Here is a 23669-nt window from a genome sequence, read left to right on the forward strand (position 1 = left end):
TAGACTATTGCCGTAATTACGGTTTTTGTACCGGAATAAGCAACCTACAATAGCCCCATTCCGGTCATCCCCGCCTGGTGTTAGCCTGTGTCTGCGGGGCATGGCCGGAATATCCCGCTAATGCCACAGGAGAACAGACATGCCAACGAATCTGGAAATTGTACGCGCTACCTATGAGGGTGGCAGTGCCGAAGTGAACGGTCGTAACCTGCTGGCGGCGTTGGCGCCCGAGGCAGAATGGACCGAAGCGGCAGGCTTTCCTTATGCCGGTACCTACGTTGGGCCGCAGGCCATTTTTAAAAATGTTCATCAGCGTTTAGGGACAGAATGGCAGGGCTACCGCGCCGACGTCGAACACTTCTACGATGCCGGTGAAAACGTGATTGCCCAAGGGTTCTATCATGGCACCTATGGCGCGACCGGCAAATCATTCACTGCATCCTTTGCGCATATTTATCAGCTGCGCGAGGGGAAAATCGTCAAGTTCACGCAAATCGTGGACAGCGCAAAAGTGCTGGAAGCCATGCAGGACTAAAGGCCACTGTGCTTGCCGTATTTACGATCGTATTCCCGCCGGTAGCCGCGCGCCTTGTTGCGATCGCGGATCCACAAATAGCCGCACACCAGCGCGACTGCGCCTGAAAAGGTAATGTTGCGCATATCGCGGTCATAGCAAAACACCAATACAGCATCCATCGCCGCGACAAAGGCAATCCATTTGTACATATGGGATTGCCGCCGCGTGGCCGCGTTGAGGCGCTTTAACTGTCGGGCTTCGTGCATAACCGGTTTTTGCTGCATAACTTTCCGCGGGTGGTAATTCTCTTAGCGATAAATTACCAGAATATTCCTGATGGCGGCAAAGGTTAACGCACGCCGCGCCGCTGTTTTTCCCGCCGGCATTCCTCCGCTGAAAATCTGCGCACGGGGTAGTGAATAAACCCCAAAGCATGATACGTTATCTATTCACTATTTTCGTTTTTTTATTCATTCGGGGGCGCAATGATTGTCAGGACCTGGCACGGGTGCGTGCCGTTACGGCATCAGCAAGGATTTACCGATCATTTAACTGTCACAGGGCTGCAGCATGCTGAAGCTACGGCTGGAAATCTTGGTGCTTTTGTTCGCCAAGAGGTCCAGGGCCAGTATGCGCACTTCTTTCTGGCCACCTACTGGGAGTCTCTGGCGGCGATAAAACGTTTCGCCGGCGAGGATTATCAGGTAGCGGTCACTTATCCGGACGATGAAGCCTTCGCTTTAATTTCAGATCCTTATGTCTTTCATCATCGGGTTGATGAAATCGCCGCGCTGTAATTGTCAGGTTAACCATGAGCAGGGGATAGTATGAACAACAAAACGATACGCCCGGAAGATGTGGTTCAGCAGCAGCTGGATGCCTATAACGCCCGCGATATTGATGCCTTTATGGCGTACTGGGCGGAGGATGCGCAGTATTATGAACATCCGGATACGCTGCTGGCCAGCGGCAAGGCGGAGATCCGCGAACGCCATATTGCGCGTTTCAAGGAACCAAGCCTGTATGGTGAACGGGTCAAGCGCATGGTCTTGGGCAGCATGGTGATCGATCAGGAAGTGGTTACGCGCAATTTCCCGCAGGGGCGCGGCAAAATGGACGTGATCGCCATTTATGAAGTTGAACAGGGCAAGATCGTGAAGGCCTGGTTCAAAGTTGGCCCGTGCGAGCTGGATGAGGGCGCATTATAGCGCCCAATCTCACAGCGCCACGACGGCTTCGATCTCCACGCATGCCTGTGGCGAGAACAGTGCGTTGACCGCGACCAGTGAACAGGCCGGCAACGCACCATCGAAATAATCAAACAGCACGGGCCGAATTGCCTGCAGATCGCCAATGTCAGTTAAAAACACGGTGATTTTAATGAGCGCCTTGAGATTGGTGCCTTCGGCGGCGGTGATGGTCGCCAACTGCTCCAGAATGGCCTGCGTCTGTTGCTGCGCCGTTTGCCCCTGAGCTTCGGTGGCGAAGGCCGTTAGCCCGGAGACATACAGCGTATCGCCGTGGCGCACCGCGTGGACATAAGGCCCGCCCGGCGTAGGCAACTGCGGATAATTAATGCGCTTCAATGACGTCATGATAAAAACCCCGCAAGATTAATTAAAAAAACAGGCAAACTTGGTTAGGATACTGCAATTAACACCGGGAATACGCCGAGAACTGTTGATTTCTAATAGTATCACCGGTGCCAATTTTTCACCGTGATTGCCATCAATAAGGACGCCTGCTCGCAATGAATCCGGCCTTTATTCCCTATGTGCAACGCTGGCAGTTGGAACCTGACGGCAAAGCATTTGAAACTCACAGCAGCCTGCTGATGCCGGTGCGGTATCAGGGCGCTGCCGCCATGCTGAAAATCGCCCGCGAACAGGAAGAGAAGTTCGGCGGGTTGCTGATGTGCTGGTGGCAGGGCGAAGGCGCTGCGCGAGTGCTGGCCTGGCACGAGGACGGCATCCTGCTGGAGCGTGCTCAGGGCAACCGATCGCTGGCGCAAATGGTGCGAGACGGCGACGATCGGCAGGCGACGACCATTCTTTGCCAGGTGGTTGCCCGCCTGCATGCGCCACGTTCACAGCCCTTACCGGAGCTTATTCCGTTGCACCTGTGGTTCAACTCGTTGTGGCCGGCGGCGCAAGCCCACGGCGGCATGCTGCGGCTCAGCGCCACGGCGGCGGCGGAGCTGCTGACCAGCCCGCGAGAACAGAGCGTGCTGCACGGGGATATTCACCACGACAACGTGCTGGATTTCGGCGAGCGCGGTTGGCTGGTGATCGATCCCAAACGCCTCTACGGCGAACGCGCCTTCGACTATGCCAATATCTTCTGCAACCCCAATTACGGCATTGCCACCGATCCGGATATTTTCCAGCGCCGCGTGGAGCAGGTCTGCCAATTGGCTGGCTTGGAACGCCAGCGTTTGCTGCAATGGATCCTTGCCTGGGCGGGGCTGTCCGCAGCCTGGTTTATGGAAGACGGCGAAGCGGCGGATATCGATTTTCGGGTAGCGGAGCAGGCTGCGCGCGCGCTGGGCCTGCCGCTGCCGGAGGGGGACTCAGGGTTCACCCTCCCAATAATCGAGCGACGCTGAAGGGCGTTGCAAATAGCGCACCGGTTGGCCATTTTTGCGCTGGGCTATTGCCTGAAACTTGCCTGAGTCCGGATATTCCACCAGTTCAGGCTGCTCACGGGTGCTGACGGAAAGATATTTCAGCGGTACAGCCGAAGTGTTGATGATTTGGTGCGGGTATTCCGGGCCGGGTGGGATAAAAATAACGTCGCCGCTTTTGATCGGCAATTGCTCACCGGCGACCCGCAGCGTTCCGGTTCCCTCCAGCACGATAAACATTTCTTCCTGCGCATAGTGAAAATGATAAGGGCAGGAACGCATGCCTGGCGCCACCACGTCGATGGATGCTCCCAGCTTGTTGGCGGCTGTGCCGGTGCCTAAACGGGCGCCGACGCTGTCATATAACGGCGGACGGCGATCGTGAGTTTTTTCGACTTCTTCAAGATTGCGGATTAAACGCTGGGCTAACAGCGCGGCGTTATCATTCATAAGCCATATGCTCCATCGTGACAATGTCACTTAATAATTGACTGTGGTGGTAAAAGCCTCTAAGCCTGTCGAAGCTATACGCATCAACCGTTATCGTTTTGCACCCTGCACGTTCTCCGGTGGTTAAACCAGCCTGGGCGGCGTTTCGGCTGTGGCCAGAACAGTGCGCCCTGACCCCCGCCCGGGATCTGCCATACCGCGCAATCATAAATAGTGAAGGCGTTGCCAAATTTATCGACTCGCAGGCCTTGATATCCCTGCGCGATGCCTTGGCGGGTGGTCTTATCCAGCAATTGCTGGCGTTCCGCGCGATCTACCGGCGAGGCGCTCAATCGCGAAGGCAGCGCAATAAATTCATCGAAGGAATAACCGAAACACTGTTGCGCACAATGATTGGCGTAGATAAAAACCGGGTCCACGCCGCCTCCGTGAGCCAACAGGCTGTACGGCGCCTGTTGGTGCAGCCAGAGAAAATGCTGGTCGGCAGTAGCGGCCTGCGGCCCAGGCAGGCCGCCGCCCGTCCACTGGCGATAGGCGGAATCGATACGCTGAATCAGATCAATCAGCTCGGAAGATGGCATAGCGACTCCCTTAACGGATCCAAAGCGGGGCAATAATTGCCCCTTTGACAGTTAAGCAGAAGATCGCTGAAGCGGAAAAGAATTACGCCTGGATTAATCCATCGTGCGCCGTGGCAGAGACAAAATGAGATGCGCGATCGCCCCGCCAATAATTCCCCAAAATGCAGAGCCGACGCCGAGCAGCGTCACGCCGGAAGCGGTGATCAGAAAGGCGATCAGCGCGGCATCGCGCTGTTTTTCATCCTGCAACGCGCGTTGCAAACTGCCGGCGATAGTGCCGAGCAGCGCCAGCCCGGCAATGGTGTGGATCAGCGCCGGCGGCAACGCACTGAACAACATGCCGATAGCGCCGCCGAATAGCCCGGCGAGCAGATAAAACACCCCGGCGGCCACGGCGCCCATATAACGGCGCTGCGGGTCGGGGTGCACGTCCGGCCCCATGCAAATGGCGGCGGTAATGGCGGCGATGCAAACGGAGAACCCGCCGAACGGTGCCAGCAGCAGTGCGGTCAGCGCCGTCCAGCTGATCAGCGGCGAAGTAGGGACGCGATAGCCTGCGGCCTTCAGCGTAGCGATGCCGGGGGCGTTTTGCGATGCCATGGTCACCACAAAAAACGGCACGCCAATGCCAAGCAGCGTCGACCAGGTAAAATGCGGTGCGATAAATTCCGGCACCGCGAAAGCCAGCGGTTGCTGAGAAAGATGAATGGTCCCTTGCAACGCCGCAATAGCCAGCCCCACCAGCAGCGTCAGCACAATCGCATAACGCGCCAGATAGCGGCGGCTCACCAGATACACCAACCCCATCCCGGCGCTGAGCACGAAATTTACCTGTAACGAAGCAAAAGCGTCCAGGCCGAAGCGCAGCAGGATCCCCGCCAGCATTGCCGCCGAAATCGCCTGCGGAATGTAGTCCATCAGCCGGGCGAACAGCCCGGTGACGCCGCACAGCAGGATCAACCCAGAGGCAAAGATAAACACGCCAATCGCTTCGTTGATCGGCGTGCCGGGCAGGCTGGTGACCAGCAGCGCCGCGCCAGGGGTCGACCAGGCTGTCAGGATAGGTGTGCGGTAATACAACGAAAGCCCAAGCGAGGTAACGCCCATTCCCAGCCCCAGCATGCTCAGCCAGCCGCCGATCTGCACTGGCGCAGCACCGGCCGCCGCCGCGGCCTGAAAGATAATGGCCGCGGAACTGGTGTAACCCACCAATACCGCGACAAAGCCGGCCATAACGGCGGGCAGGGTCAAATGACGCAAAGAGATGGCTGGGCGCATGGCAGACTCCGGCTATAATTGTGCGTTATAACGCACGGCGATGAATGAGCATAGCATCGTGCGTTATAGCGCACAAGTGGCTATAATCAGCCGGAATTCAGAACGGGGGAATCATGCAGGAACTGTCCGGCCATCTGGCGCAAACATTGAAATCGCTGCGTGCGCAGCGCGGCTGGAGCCTGGCTCAGGCGGCTGAGAATACCGGCGTCAGCAAGGCGATGCTGGGGCAGATAGAACGCGGCGAATCCAGCCCAACGGTGGCGACGCTGTGGAAAATCGCCACCGGTTTTAACGTGGCATTTTCCGCTTTTTTGGAGATCTCGCCGCTGCAAGAGCAGGCCACCTTGCACCGTTATGGCGATGCGCCGGTGTTCAACCAGTACAACGCCGATATGCGGGTGGTGCCGCTGTTTCCGTTCGACAGGCAATTGGGTTTCGACATGTTCGTTATCGACCTGGCGCCGGGAGCGCTCAGCGAATCGTCGGCGCACGAACCGGGCGTCATCGAACATGTGATCGTCATCAGCGGCCAGTTGGAACTGGCGGTCGACGGTCAGTGGTACAGCCTGGCCAGCGGCGAGGCAATGCGCTTTCAGGCCGATCGGCCACATGCTTACCGCAACGCCAGCCAGGAGACGGTGCGCATTCACGATCTGATCCACTATCCTAAATTTTGACTCAACGGCACGGGCGCAGGCTTTGACTCCACTGCGTCAACGATCTACCTTGTTGAAAATGAGTCTTATTTATCCAGGAAGGAGAACTTGATTTTGCCGGTTAGCAATCGACGCCAGTTTATTAAACTCAGTGCACAAACTGCAGGAGCCGTATTCGCGATGACTTCATTACCGAACAGTGTCCGCCTGGCGATGGCGGCGGAGGGCGGCGCCAGCGCCACCGATGAGTTCCTGTGGCTGGAAGCGCTGCAGGGCAAGGCCGCGCAGGCATGGGTGAAGCAGGAAAACCAGCGTACCGCTGCGCGTTTTGCCCAAGGCAAAGGCTTCCAACAGGTGGAAAAACAGGTGCTGGATATCCTGAACAAGGACAGCCAAATTCCGTGGGTCGCCAAGCGCGGCGATTACTACTACAACTTCTGGCAGGATCAAACCAATCCGCGCGGGCTATGGCGGCGCACCACACTGCAGGAATACCGCAAGGCCAACCCGGTCTGGGAAACGGTGCTGGATATCGATGCACTCGGCAAGGCGGAAGGCAAAGACTGGGTGTTCCAGGGTTCCGTGCCGTTACCGCCGGAGTATCGTTATTGCCTGCTGGAGCTGTCGCCGGACGGCGGCGACGCCACAGAAATACGCGAATTCGATCTGGTCAGCAAAGCGTTTGTGAAAAACGGCTTTGTGCTGCCGGTGGCGAAAAGCCAGGCATCGTGGATTGATAAGGATACGCTGTTTGTCGCCACCGACTTTGGCGCAGGTTCGATGACCCAATCCGGTTATGCGCGCATCGCCAAACGTTGGCGGCGCGGCACGCCGCTGAGCGCCGCCCAGACGCTGTATGAGGCGCAACCGCAGGACATGGTGGTGTTCGCTTACCATGACCACACGCCGGGGTTTGAGCGTAGCTACGTGGGCCGCAGCCTGGATTTCTATCGTCGTGAAACCTTTGTGCTGGCCGAGCAGGATCGGCAAATCAAAATTGATATCCCCGCCGACGCCGAGTTCAGCACGCACCGTGAATGGCTATTGATCAAACCGAGCAGCGACTGGGACGTGGGGGGGACGCGCTATCCTTCAGGTTCGCTGCTGGCGGCGCATTTCGATGATTATCTGGCGGGAAAACGCGAACTGACGGTGTTATTCACGCCGACCGCGCAGGCGGCGCTAAGCGGTTATAGCGGTACGCGCGACCACCTGATCCTCAGCATCATGGACAACGTGGTAAACCGGCTGGAAGTGCTGACGCCGCAGGGGAAAAGCTGGCAGCGCAGGCCGCTCGGCAAGCCGGGTGCCATCAGCACGATTTCCGCCGGCGGGATTGACGATGAAACCAACGATTATTTTCTGACCATTGGCGGGTTCCTGCAGCCGACTTCGCTGTACCTGGGGAATCTCGACGGTGGCGAGGCCGAGCTGCTCAAGCAGGGGCCGCAGGACTTTGACGCCGGCGGTTATCAGGTCAGCCAGCATTTTGTCGCCTCCCGCGACGGCACCCGCGTGCCGTATTTCCAGATTTCGGCCAAAGATATCAAGCTGGACGGCAGCAACCCAACGCTGCTGTACGGCTATGGCGGTTTTGAAGTGTCGCTGCTGCCGGGTTACATGGGCAGCAAGGCTCCGGCCTGGCTGGAGCGCGGTGGGGTGTATGTAGTGGCGAATATTCGCGGCGGCGGGGAATATGGGCCGGCCTGGCACCAGGCGGCGCTTAAGCAGAACCGCCATCGCGCCTATGAGGATTTTGCCGCCGTGGCGCAGGATCTGATTGCGCGAAAAGTGACATTGTCACAGCATTTGGGCGCGCGTGGCGGCAGTAACGGCGGGCTGCTGGTGGGTAACATGCTGACGCTGTACCCGCAGCTGTTCGGCTGTATCGTTTGTGAGGTGCCGCTGCTGGACATGCTGCGTTATACCCAGCTTTCCGCCGGCGCTTCCTGGATTGCCGAATATGGCGATCCGGCCAAAGCGGAGGAATGGGCGTACATCAAAACCTTCTCGCCTTATCACAATATCAAAGCGGATGTGCCTTACCCGCCGGTGCTGTTTTACACCGCCACCAGCGACGATCGCGTCAATCCGTCGCACGCCCGCAAAATGGCGGCGCGCATGCAGCAAATGGGCTATCAGCAGGTCTATTTCTATGAGAATACCGAGGGCGGGCATAGCGCCGCCGCAGACAAGAAACAGGCTGCGTTCCACAGCGCGCTGGTCAGCGAGTTTATGTGGGCAACCCTGAGCGGCAAGTCGCCGGGCTGAGAAGGGAGAGAGAGTGGCTGAAATAAAAAACGGGGCGTTGTTGAGACGCCCCGTTTTTTTGTCTGTCCGAAACCGTTATCAGTTAACCGCTGCGGCGGCCTGAGCTTTCTTTTCGGTGTCTTCTGCGGTGTCGAGCGTCATGCGGTACAGCTTCGGTGCGGTCAGCATCATCAGAATGGCAATGACGGCGGTGACGATACCGATTTGCATAAACACGTGGCTATAGATAGCCAGTGACGCGTGCGCATCGTTGATGTCGCTTGGTACGGCGGTCAATCCTGCGACCTTGCCGGCAATCAGCGCGGCGGCGGCGGTGGTCAGGAACCAGGACCCCATGATAAAGCCCATCAGGCGTTGCGGCACCAGTTGCGCCACCATGGCCAGACCCAGGCCGGAGATCATCAGTTCGCCGATGCTTTGCAGCCCATAGCTCAGGATCAACCAGTTAACCGAAACGATGCCCTGTTCGTTGGCGAAGCTGGCGCCCCACGGCAGTACCAGGAAGGCGCCGGAGCACAGGATCATACCGAAGGCGAACTTGTGCGGCATCGGCAGACGGTCACCCATCTTGTTGTACAGTGCTGCCAGAATCGGGCTGGCCAGCATGATCCAGAATGGGTTCAGCGCCTGATACTGTTCAGGTTCAAATGCCACACCGAGGATACTGTGCTCAACGTTATGGATGGCGAAGAAGTTCAGCGAGGTCGGCATCTGGGCATACAGCACGAAGAACACCACCGCTTCCAGCATCAGCAGAAAGGCGACGATCATCTTGCGGCGCGCTGTGCCATGCAGCGTAAAGGCTTCCTTGGCGAACACGACAACAATGCCCAGGGAGATAATCGCCAGCGCCCAGCGGGCAATGACCTGGTTGTGCAGCAACCAGCTTGACAGGGCAACCAGCGCCACGATGCCAACCAGCACCATCAACAGCTTCTTGACCTGCAGCGGTTTAAAGTCCGGCTTGGAGCCGTGTTGTTTCACCCATTTGTGGCACACCATAAAGTTGACCAGGGTGATCAGCATGCCCACCACGCTCAGTGAGAACGCGACGCTCCAGCCATATTTCGCCGCCAGCCACGGGGTCGCCAGCATCGACAGGAAAGAACCGATATTGACGGACATATAGTACATGGTGAATGCACCGTCCAAACGCGGGTCGTCTTTCTCATAGCAGGTCGACAGCAGGGAGGATGGGTTCGCCTTGAACAGGCCGCTGCCCACGGCGATGGTCGCCATGCCCAGATAGACCCAGAAGATTTCATGGCCGGAGTACGCCACCATGGCATAACCGACGGCCAGTACCAGCGCACCCAGCACGATCACGCGCTTGGAGCCCAGCACTTTATCCCCCAGCCAGCCGCCGATGGCAACGAAGCCATACACCAGAGCGCTGAAGGACGAAAACAGGGTAATGGAGTCGGCTTCGCTCAGGCCAAGCATTTTGACCAGATAAACCGCCATGATGCCTTGCAGGCCGTAATAACCGAAACGTTCCCACAGTTCGATCGAGAAGATCAGGTAGAACGCCTTAGGTTGTTTGAAGGCGTTAAGACTGACGCCTTCAGGGTGTTTGCTGTTGTTGTTTGCAGTTGACACTGGTACCTCTGATTTTTCACTGCCCCGTCTCGTAGAGACGAGAAATTGCAAAAGGTGATGCAGGACTGCATCCTTCTGCGTTGTTATAGGATGGGATGACGGCGGTTAATGTTCACTATCTTTGTCAACGAGGCAAGCCGTTTGTCATACTCTGTTACATATAACGTTCGCGTTGTGAAACAACCATGTTGCAAATGTTATTCAGTATTAACTTTTGCCTTGATTTGTTTTGGCGAGTTTTTGTTTTGATTAAAAGCTATACGGAATTTAATTAGTGATATATTCTGCTGTATTGTATTTTTATGGTCGATATCAATGTTTACGATCTTCAACCCACTGGATTGTTGTGCGTAATGGGTGTTTTGTAAAATTATAGAAATTTAAGACAATGCGGCTGGCGGTTGTGACGACAATGTGATCGTGAAAGCGTGATTTATACCGCAATTTTTGACTAAATTTTCGCTTGAAAATAACATGAAAGTGAGTTTTTCGCTGAAATCCACGAAATTGCCAAGGTTACTGCTGCTCGGTATCACATTTCTGATAAAAAATAGGGCAGTGACAGGGGGAGTGGTGCATGCAGGGTAGCGTGTGCGGAATGTTATATCTGCAACAGGCTATAGCGCTAAAAGGCACTATCCAAGGTGAGCAAGCAGGTTCAGGTTCAAACGGCATAGGTTATGATTTTTTGCCTTCAAACCTTCAAACCTTCAAACCTTGGGAGCGGTACTCACGTGATGCGCTCGTTGTTGCCCCAATAGCTCCTACGGAACTATCACGCGATAGCGGATAGTGCCACGCATCGCATAAAGAGGGGCTGCCGCCCCGGCGGCCAGAAGATACCGGCTTCGCCGCAGCGCTCGGGGGAGGACAGGCGTACTGCAACAGGGGAGATAAGGCCCATTATCTCAGGGCCATTATTTTTAATGGTAATCTTTTACTATTAATGTATTTATTGAGTTTTCATGAAGGGTAAACTCAACGGTTCTTTCCCCAATGGCAAGCCTCAGTTCTCTTTTATGAAATGAAGGGTTATTTATCGTGATGATGACCGAGTTATCAGGGTTTTCGAACGCAACGGCATTACCACTCATTGCACCGGTTAATGGTATTAGCCGGGCACCAGGTACAACGTATCGAGAAAAGTGACGCATAACGCTATATTCTGGGTTATAACTTACTGATTTTGTTTCTTTATTTATGGAGATCATACTGTTTTGCTTCCAACCCCAGGTACTTTCCCCCCCTTCAGCCAACACCATGTTCCAGTAAAAGTAGCCGTTGGCACCATTGACTAAGTAATGTCGGAACAAACCAAAAATATAGTGCGCGTACTGCCAGCTATTATTTCCATCACCACATTCACTTTCTGTTTGGTAATAGCGTAATTCAGGGTAACTCATTACGGTTCGTTGAATGGCATTCTTACCGGCCCACTGATAACCCACGCCGCTAACATATTGGTAGGCTTCGGGGTCGGAAAGTACACAGTTGGCGTAGTCATCATAGTCTTGCCCCGGCTCTTTCAAAAACTCCGGAGCATTGATGGTTCCTAACCAGATCTCGCTGTCTATGGGTTCTTGCATAAAGAGTGGGCCAAGATACTCTTTTATAAACTCTTTCAACTGCTCCCCGCTCCAGACACAAGAGGGGAACTTTTGATCGGCGACAACTTCATTTTGAATATGTACCTGCGCTATGCGCACACCTTCTTTCTCATAGTGTTCGATAAATTTTTTAAAATATAGTGCGTAAGCTTTTTGCGCCCGTTCATCCCCGCGAAGACGGCCAAAATTACAGGCTTGGTGTGTTTTCAGCCAGGTGGGTGGGCTCCAGGGGGAGGCAAAAAGCGTCATGTTTGGCTGACGCGCAAGTGCCTCTTTTATATAAGGCAATAAATAACGTTTGTCACGCTCAATGGAAAAGTGTTCCATGGCGTAATCTTCCTCTTGTTCATTGAGGCTATACCAGGATAGGGCATAATCACTTGCGCCGATCGGTACGCGTCCCAGGGTAAGCCGACATTCACCCTCTGGCGAAAACAGGTTATCCAGGATGTCGTGCCGCTGTTTGTCGTCCAGCGCATTTAACGCCGTCATCCCCAGTTCATTGAAGCACCCGCCGAACCCTTCCACCTGACGACCACGGAGCTTGGACAGCTGCAGGTTAGCGGGTTTAATTGTTTCTAGAAGACGGTCGCATTTCTGCCATTGTTCCGTATCAGATGATGTGATCCATTCAATATTCATATGTCAGCTCTCCTGTGAGCATTATCAGACAGCGTGTTTTCGGGAAAAGGGGCAACAGAGTGGGTGAGTAACAAAGCCAACTTTTTATCGTTGAGAGAGTACCCATGCATAATCAGGATCAAACTGAATGTCAGAATACCGGGCAAGACCGTAAACAGCAGTGTAATCATGAGTAAGGCGTTATTTCCCTGAACTGCGGCACCACCAATATAATTCCCCCAGGCCAATAACCAACCAATCAGTGCGCCACCAATAGCAATACCCATTTTAATTGCAAATAAATTAGTGGAAAAAACGATGCCACTTAAATGGCGGCCGCTGACGCGTTCCTCTACATCTATCACATCTGAGAGCATGCTCCACTGCAATGGAGTGGCCGCAAGTTGAATGACGTTAATCAGAAAAATCATCGTGCAAACCAGCATGATCTGCGACGGTGAGATAAAGTAGAACAGGCATAATAAAATAGCCTCAGCAGCCATGGCCAGCTTGAACCCCAGTACTTGATCCGTGTTTTTGAAAATAACGGGAGATAATAGTGCGCCTACGATACCCGCAATGAGCGTGAGTGTGAGCAACGGCGTCGCCAAGTCCGATCTGTGCATGACGCTGTTGATATAATAAAGGGCGGAGCCACCTTTAAAAATAACGGCGATAAGATTAACTACGTTGAGCGTAAATAACAGACGCCAATCCCTGTTTGCACACAACACCTGAAAATCACTCCAAATGCTGTGGTGTTGAATATCTGCAGGTGGAATGTAGCGTTCCCGAGTATTTGCGAAACAGATGTAAAAGAAAATAATACTGAGCGATCCCATTACCATCATTGCGTAAAAATAACCTTGTTGCAGGTTGCCGTGACCGAGGTATTTCACCAACGGAAGCGCACTCAATGATACGATCAGCCCACCTAATGTACTCAGCGCAAAACGCCATGATTGCAAGGAGACGCGTTCTCGCGGATCTCTCGAAAGATTGTTGATCATTGCGCAATAAGGCACGTTGATGGCAGTGTAAACGAGAGAAAGTAACGTATAAGAAATGTAAGCATAAACAAGCTTGCCAGTATAACTGAAATCGGGCGTATAAAATGTCAAAGTACATAAAACGCCGAATGGAATGGCAAACCACAACAGGTAAGGGCGGAATTGACCGAATCTGCTGCGCGTACGATCGGCGATTGCACCCATAATAACATCGGTTACGGCATCGATAACGCGTACGGCGAGAAACATTGTTCCCATATGCAGGGGGGAAAGTCCAAAAACGTCAGTGTAAAAATAAGCCATAAATAACATCAGCGTTTGCCAAACCAGATTGCAACCGGTATCACCTAAGCCATAGCTTATTTTTTCTTTTATAGAAATAGATACTTCAGACATTAATGTCTCCTTCGGGCAAGTTGTGCTCCGAACGGGTGGTGGTTGATGAAAAATCAATAAGCCCGGGGTGAAGTAATAGTATTGCTTTTTTTGTGATTTATATGTATTAAACAGTGATATTTATATAATAAAAGTGAACTCCATGAGTGATGCCGGTCCCATTTATGAACATATTCCTGTCCCCACGGGGCGGGCATTCACGTTAAGGCGCGATGACAGCACCCACTTTGTTGGCCTGTCTATCGCAACGCATTTCCACTTAATGTATGAGGTTATGTGGTTTCCTGCGGCAAGGGGCAGTTTCACCATCGGCAATGAAACTTATTTGATTAAAAACAATACGTTGATATTTATTCCTGCCTTGTTGTGCCATGAGATGCAGTTGGAACCGCAACAAGACCATTTGCGGTACTTACTTCAGTTTGAAGTGCAGTGGCTGCAAAACTGCGCCATCAATCTGCAACCCGAACAACGCATTCAACCGATGATAGGCTATGTCACTCAGAGCGAAGCAGACAGGATCGAAAATTTGCTGGGCTGGGCTACGGAGCACCTGAAGCAGGACAACGCAGAAGAGTTGGTGTTGTCGCTGTTGAAAATATTTTTATTGTTTACACTGCAAAAAATAAACTGTCCCGCATCTACTATTGCAGCCGAGCATATCGACAGGCTTATCGAGCTCATTCGTTATATCGATATTAACCAAGAGTATACACTTGCAACATCTCTGGCGGCAAAACGCTGTGATTGGTCCGTGTCTTATTTCTCTCGCACTTTCAAATCCATTTTTGGGCAAACACTGCAAGATTTTTTATTAACGCGGAAACTTACGAAAGCTGTGCGACTGTTATCTTCTACCGAGCTAAAAATCAGTGAAATAGCGGAGCAAACTGATTTCACGGACAGCGCTTATTTCTGTGCCAAGTTCAAAAAAATAATGGGGTGCTCACCAAGAAACTTCAGGATAAGAATACGCAAGACAGGCGAGTTTTGAATCCTTAAGACGAGGCGGGACATTATGTAATGAGCATATTAGTGTAATGACCTGCCGGCCGTTATGCGGTGCGGCAAAAGGCGGGTCTTCAAACTCAGTCAAGCACGGTGTTGATTTTTAGCTTTAAAAGGCGTAACAAATGGCGTTATCGACGTCTTTTTATAAGAAATTTGCGTATTATGTGGAACGTAGATCACTTTTTCGAAAAAATTGAAACGACGCTGGGCACAGATTACATGTTGCGCGCACGGGAGGCTGTGCCTGAGAAAGGGGTATACATCAGGCCCCACGTACATTTGGAACATGAGATTATGTGGTTTCGCCACGCCGAAGGTTTTTACTCTATCGGCAGCGAAAAATTCAAACTGAGAGACAATACCTTAGTCTTTGTGGGGCCGATGAGACTCCATGACATGGAGTTGGCATTCACCGATAATCATGAGCGCTTCTTGCTGCAATACAATAATACGGTGCTGAATCGTTTGAAATATCAGTTCCCCGTGACGCCTCCGCACGCCGGGTTTGTATTGCAACTGAACGAGCGCGATGCCGAACGCATGCAATTTCTCTTCAGATGGTTTACCGATATGCATGACGCTCCCCATACTCTCTGTGAAGCGAATCCGTTGTTAATACTCTTACTCAATACGGTGTTTACCCATGCTCAATATGCTGAGCAAGTCACCGTCAGTGATGAAAAAAATAACATCTTCGACAAGATAATTGATTTGGTCGTACATGTTGAAAAAAACGCAACCTTCAACATGACGTTGAACGAAGCCGCTGCGCATTGCTCTCTCTCGACAAGCCATTTCTCCAGAACGTTCAAAAGAATCATGCAAGTCAGTTTTAAAGAGTACCTGGTCGGGAAAAAAATTTCTCAATCCACCGAACTCCTCAGAAACACCGAGTTAAGCATTACTGACATTGCTTATCAGTGCGAATTTACCGACAGTGCCTACTATTGTTTCAAATTCAGATCGCTAATGGGGGTAACGCCTAAAACATTCAGAACTAACAGTCGCTCCACGAAGCAACTGTCTACTAAGCACGATAATCTTGTCCGCCAGGAGAAACCCTAAAACCCCATTAGAAGCAGGTTATATAACCTGGCCGTCGTTCCCACACGGCGAAACGACCGTTCAAACCCATGTCTTCGGAATTCAGGCAATCATCACTTTCCAAAATGGTGATCTCCGTTACCCTGCAAACGCAAAAAAATTATATAAAATCCACTTTCCGTTACAGCCGCCTCCCAAGGTAAAGATTATTTTTGATACCAGGACGTCAGTGCTTTCTGACTCTATAAAAACTCAAAAGGTATCAACATGTCTAAACTCACGGTTAAAGAGAAAATAGGCTATGGATTGGGCGATGGCGCATCGAACATCATCTGGCAAACCATCATGTTGTTCATGGCGTATTTTTATACGGATATTTATGGCCTCAGCGCCTTTCATATGGGAATCATGTTTCTCGTCGTACGTATCCTGGATGCCTTTTTCGATGTGTACATCGGATTTTTAGCCGATCACACCTCAACAAAGCACGGACAGTTCAGACCCTACTTACTTTGGTTCTCATTGCCCTTCGGTATTCTCGGCTCTCTCACTTTTTTCACCCCAGAATTCGGTGAAACGGGCAAACTCATCTATGCCTATGTTTCTTATACTGCATTATCACTGCTTTATACGTTGGTAAACGTCCCTTATTGCGCCATGATTAATAACCTCTCCCAAAACCCGGACGAACGCGTTTCCATGCAATCGTACCGCTTTGCCTTCGCGGCGCTGGGCGGGATCATTGTCTCGGTTATTGCGCTGCCGCTGACTAAAACCCTGGGGGGCGGCAATCTGCAACACGGCTACTTTTACGCTATGGTGTTGATGGGGATAATCAGCACCGTTATGTTTTATCTTTGCTTCGCATTGACCAATGAAAAGTATGTTCGCCCTGTAGACAAATCACAGAAGTTCAGCACTGTTTTTAAAGAACTCCGCCATCTTTCATCCGATAGAAACTGGAGGAAGTTATTTTTACTCAATGTGGTGAACCTGACGGCCGGTATTTTAAAAACCGGTGGCGCAATGTATTTCGTTACTTATTATTTACATCGACCCGATCTGGTCAGTATTATTTTAACTATTATTCTTGGCGCCAAGTTTTTTGGATCAATGTTTACCACTGCTCTGTACTCGACATTAGATCGATTATTTGCTTATAAAATGGCAATGACGGTGCAGGCGGCCATCATGATCGGTCTGTTTTTCGTTCCGGCACAATATGTCGTTGTTATCTGTGTGATTATCGGATGCATCCATTTTATAAACTCTACGGCAACGCCGTTACAATGGAGTCTCCTCAGCGATATCATTGACCATATTGAAAGTAAAGCCGGGAAGTCATTCAGCGGGCTGGTTTTTTCAACGAACATTTTTGCCATCAAAGTCGGTATTGCGATAGGCGGAGCATTGATGGGGTGGTTACTGACGGTCGGTGGTTATATAGGAAACTCGGCTACTCAAGCGGATACCGCCACTCTTTGTATTCGTCTTATCTTCACGGTTATTCCTGCGATGTTAATTTTGAGTCTTATCCTGATTCTCAGAAAATATAATCTTGAACAGAAGAGGGATGGTGGCACGTATTCGCCAAAAAATGCCTCTGCCGACGATCTTTCAGAAGTAAAGGGAGAGTTAAGATGACAATCATTAAAAACCCTATTTTGCCAGGATTTAACCCGGATCCTTCTATTATCTATGCTAATCATGCCTATTATATCGTTACTTCAACATTCGAATGGTTTCCGGGTATCTGTCTCTATAAATCTTTTGATTTAAAAAACTGGAAATTAATCTCATACCCCCTTAGCAGGGCGAGCCAGTTGGATATGAAAGGCAATCCGGACTCTGGCGGGATCTACGCGCCTTGCCTGAGTGTCGATAAGGGGCAATTTTACTTGGTTTACACTGATGTAAAAAACCTGACGGGCAGGTTTTGGGATGCCAACAATTTTATCGTGACGACTTCTGACATTGAGGGGGAATGGTCTGAGCCAACCTATCTCAACAGCCGGGGAATTGATCCGTCGCTGTTTCATAAAAGCGACGGTACCAAGTGGCTGGTGAGTATGGAGATGAGTTACCGGGATGGGGGGAAGCCGGGTTTCCCCCATTGGAATGGCATCATCATTCAGCAATACGATGAGGAAAGCAGAAAACTCATCGGTGAGTGTCAAAAGATTTATAACGGAAGCGATCTGGGCACGACGGAAGGGCCACACATTTATGAGCGGAACGGTTGGTTCTATCTCTTAACGGCAGAAGGGGGGACGTTCTACAATCATGGCGTGACTATGGCACGTTCGCGCCATTTACTGGGGCCGTACGAAACCGATCCCTGTGGCCAGATGATGACTTCCCGTTATGATTGTCGGCTTCCCTTGCAGCGTACGGGTCATGCCGATCTGGTTGAAACCGAGATGGGCGAGTGTTTTATGGTTCACCTCTGTGGCCGGCCTTTGCCTTCACGCGGCAGAAGCCCAATGGGCAGGGAAACCGCCATCCAAAAAGTTTACTGGAGCCACGACGGTTGGTTAAGACTGTCCAATGAGAAAACGACTGCGGATCTTGTCGTCCACTGCCGGTTACCGGAAAAACCCTGGCCTGATGAGCCGCAACGGGATGATTTTGACTCGCCCACGTTGCCGCTACACTTTCAAAGCCTGCGCATTCCGCTGCCTGAGGAAATTTGCAGCTTGAAAGCCAAAAAAGGGTGGTTGCGGTTGCATGGCAAAGAGTCCCTCAGTTCCCGCCATTGCCAGAGTTTGGTGGCCAGAAGGCAAACGGACTTCGCTTTCAGGGCACAAACATGCGTTGATTTCACACCGACGTCTTTCCAGCAAATGGCAGGGCTGGTCTGTATTTACGATACCACTAATTACATTTATTTGTTTTTGACGGCTGACGGTGAGAGGAAGCGTACCCTTAACCTGATGATTAATGATCTGAACAGATTCAATCAACCGACGGAAAAGGGGATTGAACTGGAGCATGATGGTCCGGTTCACCTAAAAGTTGAGGTTAGCCATGATGCTGCCTTCTTCTTTTACTCCTGTGACGAGAAAGAGTGGCATCGCGTGGGGGGCTATGTTGAATACAGCAAGCTGTCCGATGAATACTTCAAAGAAAAAGGCCATGAGCGGTTTACTGGCGCGTTTGTCGGTATCTGTTGCCAGGACTTTACGGGGGAAAACGCGTATGCAGATTTTGATTATTTTTCTTATGTCCCGGTTATTGAAGATAAATAAGCAGGAAATACCTCGTCATGGAAAACTGACAGATTCAACTCCAATCATTCGCGGTGTCGCCGCGCTGCAGGGCGCTATCACTGACTAGTCGCACAATATGAAAACTGTCTGAACGTGCGGCCCCTGGGCAGATCAGCAACACAGCGCCTTGCTCAGGGCGATAGCTTCAGTCGGGAAGGCCAGGTTCACTCTCGGCGTGCTGGCGGCTCTCAACGGCATGGCACGCACAGTGGATGAAACCGGCTCTGAGACGTTGCCGTGACAATAAATAACCAGAGATTGCCCGATCCCCCATCTGATTGTGAGCCTTGACATAAAGCCATAACTTCACGATGGAAAGGTGCGCATGCGGGTTTTTATTTGTACTTTACACCTCGGTTTTATCAGCGAACTCGCATAAATCTTCAATGATGCAGGAGCCACAGCGGGGTTTGCGCGCAATGCAGGTATAGCGGCCGTGCAGGATAAACCAGTGATGGCAATCGACCTTGAACTCGCCCGGCACCACCTTCAGCAGCTTCTCTTCGACCTGATCGACGTTTTTGCCCGGCGCGAAGTTCGTGCGATTACAAACGCGGAAGATATGGGTATCTACCGCAATGGTCGGCCAGCCAAAGGCGGTGTTGAGCACCACGTTGGCGGTCTTGCGGCCTACGCCGGGCAATGCCTCCAGCGCGGCGCGATCTTCCGGCACTTCGCCGCCGTGCAGCTCAAGCAGCATGCGGCAGGTTTTGATGACGTTCTCGGCCTTGCTGTTAAACAGGCCTATGGTCTTGATGTAACTTTTGACGCCGTCGACGCCCAACGCCAGCAGCGCCGCCGGGGTATTGGCCACCGGATACAACTTGGCGGTGGCCTTGTTGACGCTGACGTCGGTGGCTTGCGCGGAAAGCAGCACTGAAATCAACAGCTCGAACGGCGTGGTATAGACCAGCTCGGTGGTGGGCTGCGGGTTGTTGTCACGCAGCCGGGTCAGAATTTCCAGGCGTTTGAGTTTATTCATTACGCTTTCTCTGCTTGTCCTGGTTCCAGCGCCGGTTCTGCCACCGACGCTCTGGCGGTGCGCGCCTTCATCCGTTCATCAATCAGGTATTTCACCGCCAACAGCAGGCCCAGGCCAATAAAGGCGCCTGGCGGCAGCATGGCCAACAGGAACGGGCTGTCGAAATGAACCACTTCAATGCGCAGCACCTTGGCCCAGCTTCCCAGCAGCATATCGGCGCCGTCGAACAGGGTGCCGTTGCCGAGCAGCTCGCGCATCGCTCCCAGAGTCACCATGACGCCGGTGGCGCCCAGACCGATAGCCATGCCGTCCAGGGCCGACAGGCCGATCGGTTTTTTAGCCGCCACCGCTTCGGCGCGGCCGACCACGATGCAGTTGGTGACGATCAGCGGAATAAAAATCCCCAGCGACTGGTAAAGGCCGAAGGCGTAGGCGTTGATCAGCATCTGCACGATACTCACTACGGCCGCGATGATCATGACGTAAATAGGGATACGGACTTCACTGGGCACCCAGCGACGCACCGCAGAAATGGATCCGTTGGTCAGCGTCAGCACCAGCGTGGTCGCCAGCCCCAGCCCCAGGGCGTTGGTAACGGTGGAGGTGACGGCCAACAACGGGCACATCCCCAATAACTGAACCAGGGCGGAGTTGTTCTTCCACAACCCCTGGACAATCAACTCTTTTGCTTCACTCATTCGCTGGCTCCGCAGGCAGGTAAGGTGTTGAGTTTAGGCGGCAGCGTTTCCATATACAATGCCGTGCGGCGAACGGCGTTGACGACCGCGCGCGGCGTGATGGTGGCGCCGGTGAATTGATCGAACATGCCGCCGTCTTTCTTCACCGCCCAACGCTTGTCGTCCGCGCCTTCAATTTTCTTGCCGCTGAAGAACGAAATCCAGTTCGAAATGCGCAGCTCAATCTTGTCTCCCAGCCCCGGTGTTTCGTGGTGTTCGATCACTCGGGTGCCGAGCACGGTGCCGTTGAAATCGGCGCCGACCAGCAGCTGAATGGCGCCGGAATAACCATCCGGTGCGGTGGTTTCCAGTGCCGCCGCCGTTGGTTGGCCGTTCTTGCGTGCCAGATACAGGCGGTGCGGGGCGCCGTTGCCCAGCGCCGGGTCACTGACCAGGAAGCATTCGGTCTGCATGTTGTTATCGTAGTTTTCCGGCGGCACCACTTGATCAAGCAGCGCTTTTTGCTGCAGTTCCGCCTGATGAGCGATGGTTTTCTGCGTCAGGCTATGCACCACGGCGGTCAAGCCGGTCGTCACTGCGGCGAACACCGCCAGCGTGGTGCCATGCTTTCTCATTGAATTTAGCATCATGGCTCCTTAGCGATGGCCGTACACGCGCGGTTGCGTGTAGTGGTCGATCAGCGGCACGGTAATATTGGCCAGCAACACGGCGAAGGCCACGCCATCTGGATAGCCGCCATAAACGCGGATCAGCCATACCAGCACGCCAATCAGCGCGCCGTAAATCAGGCGGCCTTTTGGCGTGGTGGAGGCGCTGACCGGGTCGGTGGCGATAAAGAACGCGCCCAGCATGCTGGCGCCGGAGAACAGGTGGATCAATGGCGATGCCTGATGCGCGGGATCAAACCACCAGGCCAGGCCGGAGCAGATAGCGATGGTCGCCAGCATGCTGAACGGGATCTGCCAGTGAATCAGGCGGCGCGCCAGCATAAACAAGCCGCCTGCCAGGAAGCCGAGGTTGATCCACTGCCAGCCGATGCCGGCAAGCGCGCCGCCGAACAGCGGCTGTTGCAGCATCTGCTCTACGCTATGACCGCTGCGCAGACCGGTTTTGAAACCGTCCAACGGGGTAGCCTGGCTGATGCCGTCAACGCCCATTTGCAGTTCATGAATAGTGGCGCCCTGCGAGGTATGGCCGCTGAAAATAGCCAGCAGGGTGTCCTGGAACGACAGGGCGGTGGCGCGCAGTTCATCCGGCGGCAGCCAACTGGTCATCTGCACCGGGAAGGCGATCAGAAGCACCACGTAACCGACCATGGCCGGATTGAACGGGTTTTGCCCCAGGCCGCCGTAAAGCTGTTTGGCGATAACGATGGCAAAGAAGGTGCCGATAACAATCATCCACCAGGGGGCCAGCGGCGGCAGGCTGATGCCGAGCAGCAGCGCGGTCAGCAGCGCCGAGTTGTCCGCCAGCCGGGCGCGTACCGGTAATTTGCGTAGGGCGAGGATAGCGCCTTCCGCCAACAGGGCGACGATCATCGCCAGCGCGGTTTGGATCAGGTTACCGTAGCCGAAAAACCACACCTGCGCCGCCATGCCCGGAATGCAAGCCAGCATCACCCACAGCATGATGCGGCTGGTGCTTTGCTGGTTATGGGTGAAAGGGGAACTGGCGATGTGCAAGCCTTTGGCGGCTGTTTGTTGTACCGGCCTGAACTTCATAGAATCACTACACCTATCTTTGCCGTGGATCGGCAGGTTCGACGCGCCTCACAGCGGAGACGCAGGGAAAATAATAGCGCTGCATTCTACCTCAATCACTGAAAGGGTAATACGTCTTAATTGTAGGGGTATTAGGCTTTTAGCACAGGTTGCGCTGTGGCTTAATCGCGCCGTGGCGCGATCGGATTTTTTTTCGCGGCAAAACTACGCTAGCTTGAGCATGCAGTAGTCAAACTGTTGGCATCGCGGGCCGGCGTCAGGCGATAACCGCTGGATTTGTATGTTATTTTTGGTACGTTTTTTCGCACAAAATAACAACTTTTACATAATCCATGTGGGTTATTATCCCGAGTATTATTAAGTTAGTGAATGCATAATAATGACTAATGAAGATGTATTTTTTATTGAAGAATTAATTGAGTGGGTTGAGATACATCTGGAGAAACGGCCTAATCTGGACGAAGTCGCACGCATTTCCGGCTACTCCAAGTGGCATTTGCAGCGCAAATTCAAGCGTATCACCGGCATTCAACTCGCCACCTACATCCGTTCACGCATCCTGACGCGTGCCGCAGTGGCGTTACGCATTACCCACCGTTCGATCATCGACATCTCAGACGAATTGGGCTTTGACTCCCAGCAGACCTTCACGCGCATGTTCAAACAGCGTTTCGACACCACCCCTAACCGTTACCGCTCGATGGACAAATGGGATGTGAAGAACCTGATGCCGCGTTTCAGTTTCGACGCCAGCTTCGCGGCCGATTACTATCCGGAGGTGAAACGTGTAACGCTGCCGGATATGCAACTGGTCGGCTTCTCGCGCCAGCTGGATTTTGCCGGTGAAACGGAAATCGAACATGCTTCTTGCATGGCGATGAAGGACGAGATTTTCACCGATTTCTTCCGTGGGTTGAACGTGGACTGCCGCCGGGTGTACAGCATCCACTCCCCCCGTAACCGTGATGACAAGCAGTGGTCATCCACCCACGTGATGGCGGTGGAGGCGGAGAACAAAAAGGATATTCTTTCGGGGCATCAGATCGACAATATTCATATTCCCGGCCGCGAGTATATCTCTATCAACCATCTGGGCACGGCGAAAGAGTGTTTACAGTTCTTCGCTTATCTGGTGACCCATGTGATGCCGGGGCTGCGCCATGAAGTGCAGGGCAGCGTAGAAATGGAAATTATTCAACCCAAAGAGTGGAATCAGGACTCGAAGATGCGTCAGATCGACGTTGATTACACCTATCTGATTTCTATTGATTAGGCTGCGTGCCCAAATGATCGCCAGCGGCACTCACGTATAATTGAGGGGCTCAGTCTGGTGCG

23 protein-coding genes are annotated in these 23669 nt (G+C 52.8%); 11 read left to right on the forward strand and 12 right to left on the reverse strand.

All coding sequences use genetic code 11. From position 1 onward, the window contains the following. Positions 1 to 139: 139 nt before the first annotated feature. Entirely contained in the window at positions 140 to 535 is a 396-nt protein-coding gene (locus tag ACUTQW_RS04170; protein WP_004943831.1) for a nuclear transport factor 2 family protein, read from the forward strand. On the opposite strand, the gene ACUTQW_RS04175 is transcribed toward ACUTQW_RS04170, so the two are convergent. Further along, positions 532 to 801: a hypothetical protein gene (locus tag ACUTQW_RS04175; RefSeq protein WP_004943833.1), complete on the reverse strand. Its 270-nt coding sequence runs from the start codon at positions 799 to 801 to the stop codon at positions 532 to 534. The genes ACUTQW_RS04170 and ACUTQW_RS04175 overlap by 4 nt on opposite strands. Positions 802 to 1002: 201 nt before the next feature. Between ACUTQW_RS04175 and ACUTQW_RS04180 the strand changes: the two genes are divergently transcribed. Then, a complete protein-coding gene (locus ACUTQW_RS04180) occupies positions 1003 to 1314 on the forward strand; it encodes a hypothetical protein (RefSeq protein WP_037430818.1) in 312 nt (103 codons plus the stop codon). 30 nt (positions 1315 to 1344) lie between these two features. Next, positions 1345 to 1725 (forward strand): nuclear transport factor 2 family protein, encoded by a 381-nt coding sequence (locus tag ACUTQW_RS04185; protein WP_006324958.1) that lies wholly within the window; start codon positions 1345 to 1347, stop codon positions 1723 to 1725. Between the two features lie 9 nt (positions 1726 to 1734). On the opposite strand, the gene ACUTQW_RS04190 is transcribed toward ACUTQW_RS04185, so the two are convergent. Beyond that, complete coding sequence (locus tag ACUTQW_RS04190; protein WP_004943839.1) at positions 1735 to 2112, reverse strand: RidA family protein; 378 nt, start codon at positions 2110 to 2112, stop codon at positions 1735 to 1737. Between the two features lie 155 nt (positions 2113 to 2267). Between ACUTQW_RS04190 and ACUTQW_RS04195 the strand changes: the two genes are divergently transcribed. Next, the gene (locus ACUTQW_RS04195) at positions 2268 to 3122 is read left to right on the forward strand and encodes an aminoglycoside phosphotransferase family protein (RefSeq protein WP_004943842.1); all 855 of its coding nucleotides are present in this window, start codon (positions 2268 to 2270) and stop codon (positions 3120 to 3122) included. Here ACUTQW_RS04195 and ACUTQW_RS04200 read toward each other — a convergent pair. The 3 genes from ACUTQW_RS04200 to ACUTQW_RS04210 all read right to left on the reverse strand — a co-directional run bounded on the left by ACUTQW_RS04200 (position 3087) and on the right by ACUTQW_RS04210 (position 5449). Continuing rightward, entirely contained in the window at positions 3087 to 3590 is a 504-nt protein-coding gene (locus ACUTQW_RS04200; RefSeq protein ID WP_004943844.1) for a cupin domain-containing protein, read from the reverse strand. The two genes, ACUTQW_RS04195 and ACUTQW_RS04200, sit on opposite strands and share 36 nt — an antisense overlap. Before the next feature lie 83 nt (positions 3591 to 3673). After that, positions 3674 to 4171, reverse strand: a complete 498-nt coding sequence (locus tag ACUTQW_RS04205) for an MEKHLA domain-containing protein (protein WP_445654806.1) — start codon at positions 4169 to 4171, stop codon at positions 3674 to 3676. Between the two features lie 93 nt (positions 4172 to 4264). After that, positions 4265 to 5449, reverse strand: coding sequence for a benzoate/H(+) symporter BenE family transporter (locus ACUTQW_RS04210; protein WP_006324961.1), 1185 nt, complete (start codon positions 5447 to 5449; stop codon positions 4265 to 4267). Between the two features lie 113 nt (positions 5450 to 5562). Between ACUTQW_RS04210 and ACUTQW_RS04215 the strand changes: the two genes are divergently transcribed. Both ACUTQW_RS04215 and ACUTQW_RS04220 read left to right on the forward strand, forming a co-directional pair. Then, entirely contained in the window at positions 5563 to 6126 is a 564-nt protein-coding gene (locus tag ACUTQW_RS04215; protein WP_004943852.1) for a helix-turn-helix domain-containing protein, read from the forward strand. A gap of 159 nt (positions 6127 to 6285) precedes the next feature. Then, entirely contained in the window at positions 6286 to 8376 is a 2091-nt protein-coding gene (locus tag ACUTQW_RS04220) for a prolyl oligopeptidase family serine peptidase (RefSeq protein ID WP_445654807.1), read from the forward strand. 78 nt (positions 8377 to 8454) lie between these two features. On the opposite strand, the gene dtpA is transcribed toward ACUTQW_RS04220, so the two are convergent. The 3 genes from dtpA to ACUTQW_RS04235 form a co-directional block, all read right to left on the reverse strand. Beyond that, the gene (dtpA, locus tag ACUTQW_RS04225; RefSeq protein ID WP_325986464.1) at positions 8455 to 9975 is read right to left on the reverse strand and encodes a dipeptide/tripeptide permease DtpA; all 1521 of its coding nucleotides are present in this window, start codon (positions 9973 to 9975) and stop codon (positions 8455 to 8457) included. Positions 9976 to 10898: 923 nt separating this feature from the next. Continuing rightward, complete coding sequence (locus ACUTQW_RS04230) at positions 10899 to 12224, reverse strand: glycoside hydrolase family 30 protein (protein WP_006324967.1); 1326 nt, start codon at positions 12222 to 12224, stop codon at positions 10899 to 10901. Further along, a complete protein-coding gene (locus tag ACUTQW_RS04235) occupies positions 12221 to 13609 on the reverse strand; it encodes a glycoside-pentoside-hexuronide (GPH):cation symporter (protein WP_064799963.1) in 1389 nt (462 codons plus the stop codon). Before ACUTQW_RS04235 ends, ACUTQW_RS04230 begins: the two co-directional genes overlap by 4 nt. Positions 13610 to 13751: 142 nt before the next feature. On the opposite strand from ACUTQW_RS04235, the gene ACUTQW_RS04240 reads away from it, so the two are divergent. From ACUTQW_RS04240 to ACUTQW_RS04255, 4 genes are all read left to right on the forward strand, one after another. Beyond that, positions 13752 to 14603, forward strand: a complete 852-nt coding sequence (locus tag ACUTQW_RS04240; protein ID WP_064798800.1) for a helix-turn-helix transcriptional regulator — start codon at positions 13752 to 13754, stop codon at positions 14601 to 14603. 179 nt (positions 14604 to 14782) lie between these two features. Beyond that, positions 14783 to 15685: a helix-turn-helix transcriptional regulator gene (locus tag ACUTQW_RS04245; RefSeq protein WP_037432790.1), complete on the forward strand. Its 903-nt coding sequence runs from the start codon at positions 14783 to 14785 to the stop codon at positions 15683 to 15685. Between the two features lie 246 nt (positions 15686 to 15931). After that, positions 15932 to 17308: a glycoside-pentoside-hexuronide (GPH):cation symporter gene (locus ACUTQW_RS04250; RefSeq protein ID WP_004943868.1), complete on the forward strand. Its 1377-nt coding sequence runs from the start codon at positions 15932 to 15934 to the stop codon at positions 17306 to 17308. After that, positions 17305 to 18912: a glycoside hydrolase family 43 protein gene (locus tag ACUTQW_RS04255; RefSeq protein ID WP_006324971.1), complete on the forward strand. Its 1608-nt coding sequence runs from the start codon at positions 17305 to 17307 to the stop codon at positions 18910 to 18912. The genes ACUTQW_RS04250 and ACUTQW_RS04255 overlap by 4 nt, the downstream gene beginning before the upstream one ends. Before the next feature lie 367 nt (positions 18913 to 19279). Here the strand turns inward: ACUTQW_RS04255 and nth are convergent, their stop codons facing one another. The 4 genes from nth to rsxD are packed head-to-tail and all read right to left on the reverse strand — an operon-like array spanning position 19280 to position 22334. Then, positions 19280 to 19915, reverse strand: coding sequence for an endonuclease III (gene nth, locus ACUTQW_RS04260; RefSeq protein WP_004943873.1), 636 nt, complete (start codon positions 19913 to 19915; stop codon positions 19280 to 19282). Next, positions 19915 to 20613, reverse strand: coding sequence for an electron transport complex subunit E (locus ACUTQW_RS04265; protein ID WP_037432793.1), 699 nt, complete (start codon positions 20611 to 20613; stop codon positions 19915 to 19917). The genes nth and ACUTQW_RS04265 overlap by 1 nt, the downstream gene beginning before the upstream one ends. Next, positions 20610 to 21239 (reverse strand): electron transport complex subunit RsxG, encoded by a 630-nt coding sequence (gene rsxG / locus ACUTQW_RS04270; protein ID WP_004943879.1) that lies wholly within the window; start codon positions 21237 to 21239, stop codon positions 20610 to 20612. Before rsxG ends, ACUTQW_RS04265 begins: the two co-directional genes overlap by 4 nt. A gap of 9 nt (positions 21240 to 21248) precedes the next feature. Beyond that, positions 21249 to 22334 carry an electron transport complex subunit RsxD gene (rsxD, locus tag ACUTQW_RS04275; protein WP_020438948.1) on the reverse strand — a complete coding sequence of 362 codons (1086 nt, stop codon included), beginning with the start codon at positions 22332 to 22334 and terminating at the stop codon, positions 21249 to 21251. A gap of 379 nt (positions 22335 to 22713) precedes the next feature. On the opposite strand from rsxD, the gene ACUTQW_RS04280 reads away from it, so the two are divergent. Then, positions 22714 to 23607 (forward strand): helix-turn-helix domain-containing protein, encoded by an 894-nt coding sequence (locus tag ACUTQW_RS04280; RefSeq protein WP_004943883.1) that lies wholly within the window; start codon positions 22714 to 22716, stop codon positions 23605 to 23607. Positions 23608 to 23669 lie beyond the last annotated feature (62 nt).

This window comes from Serratia sp. TSA_7 (assembly GCF_052692135.1).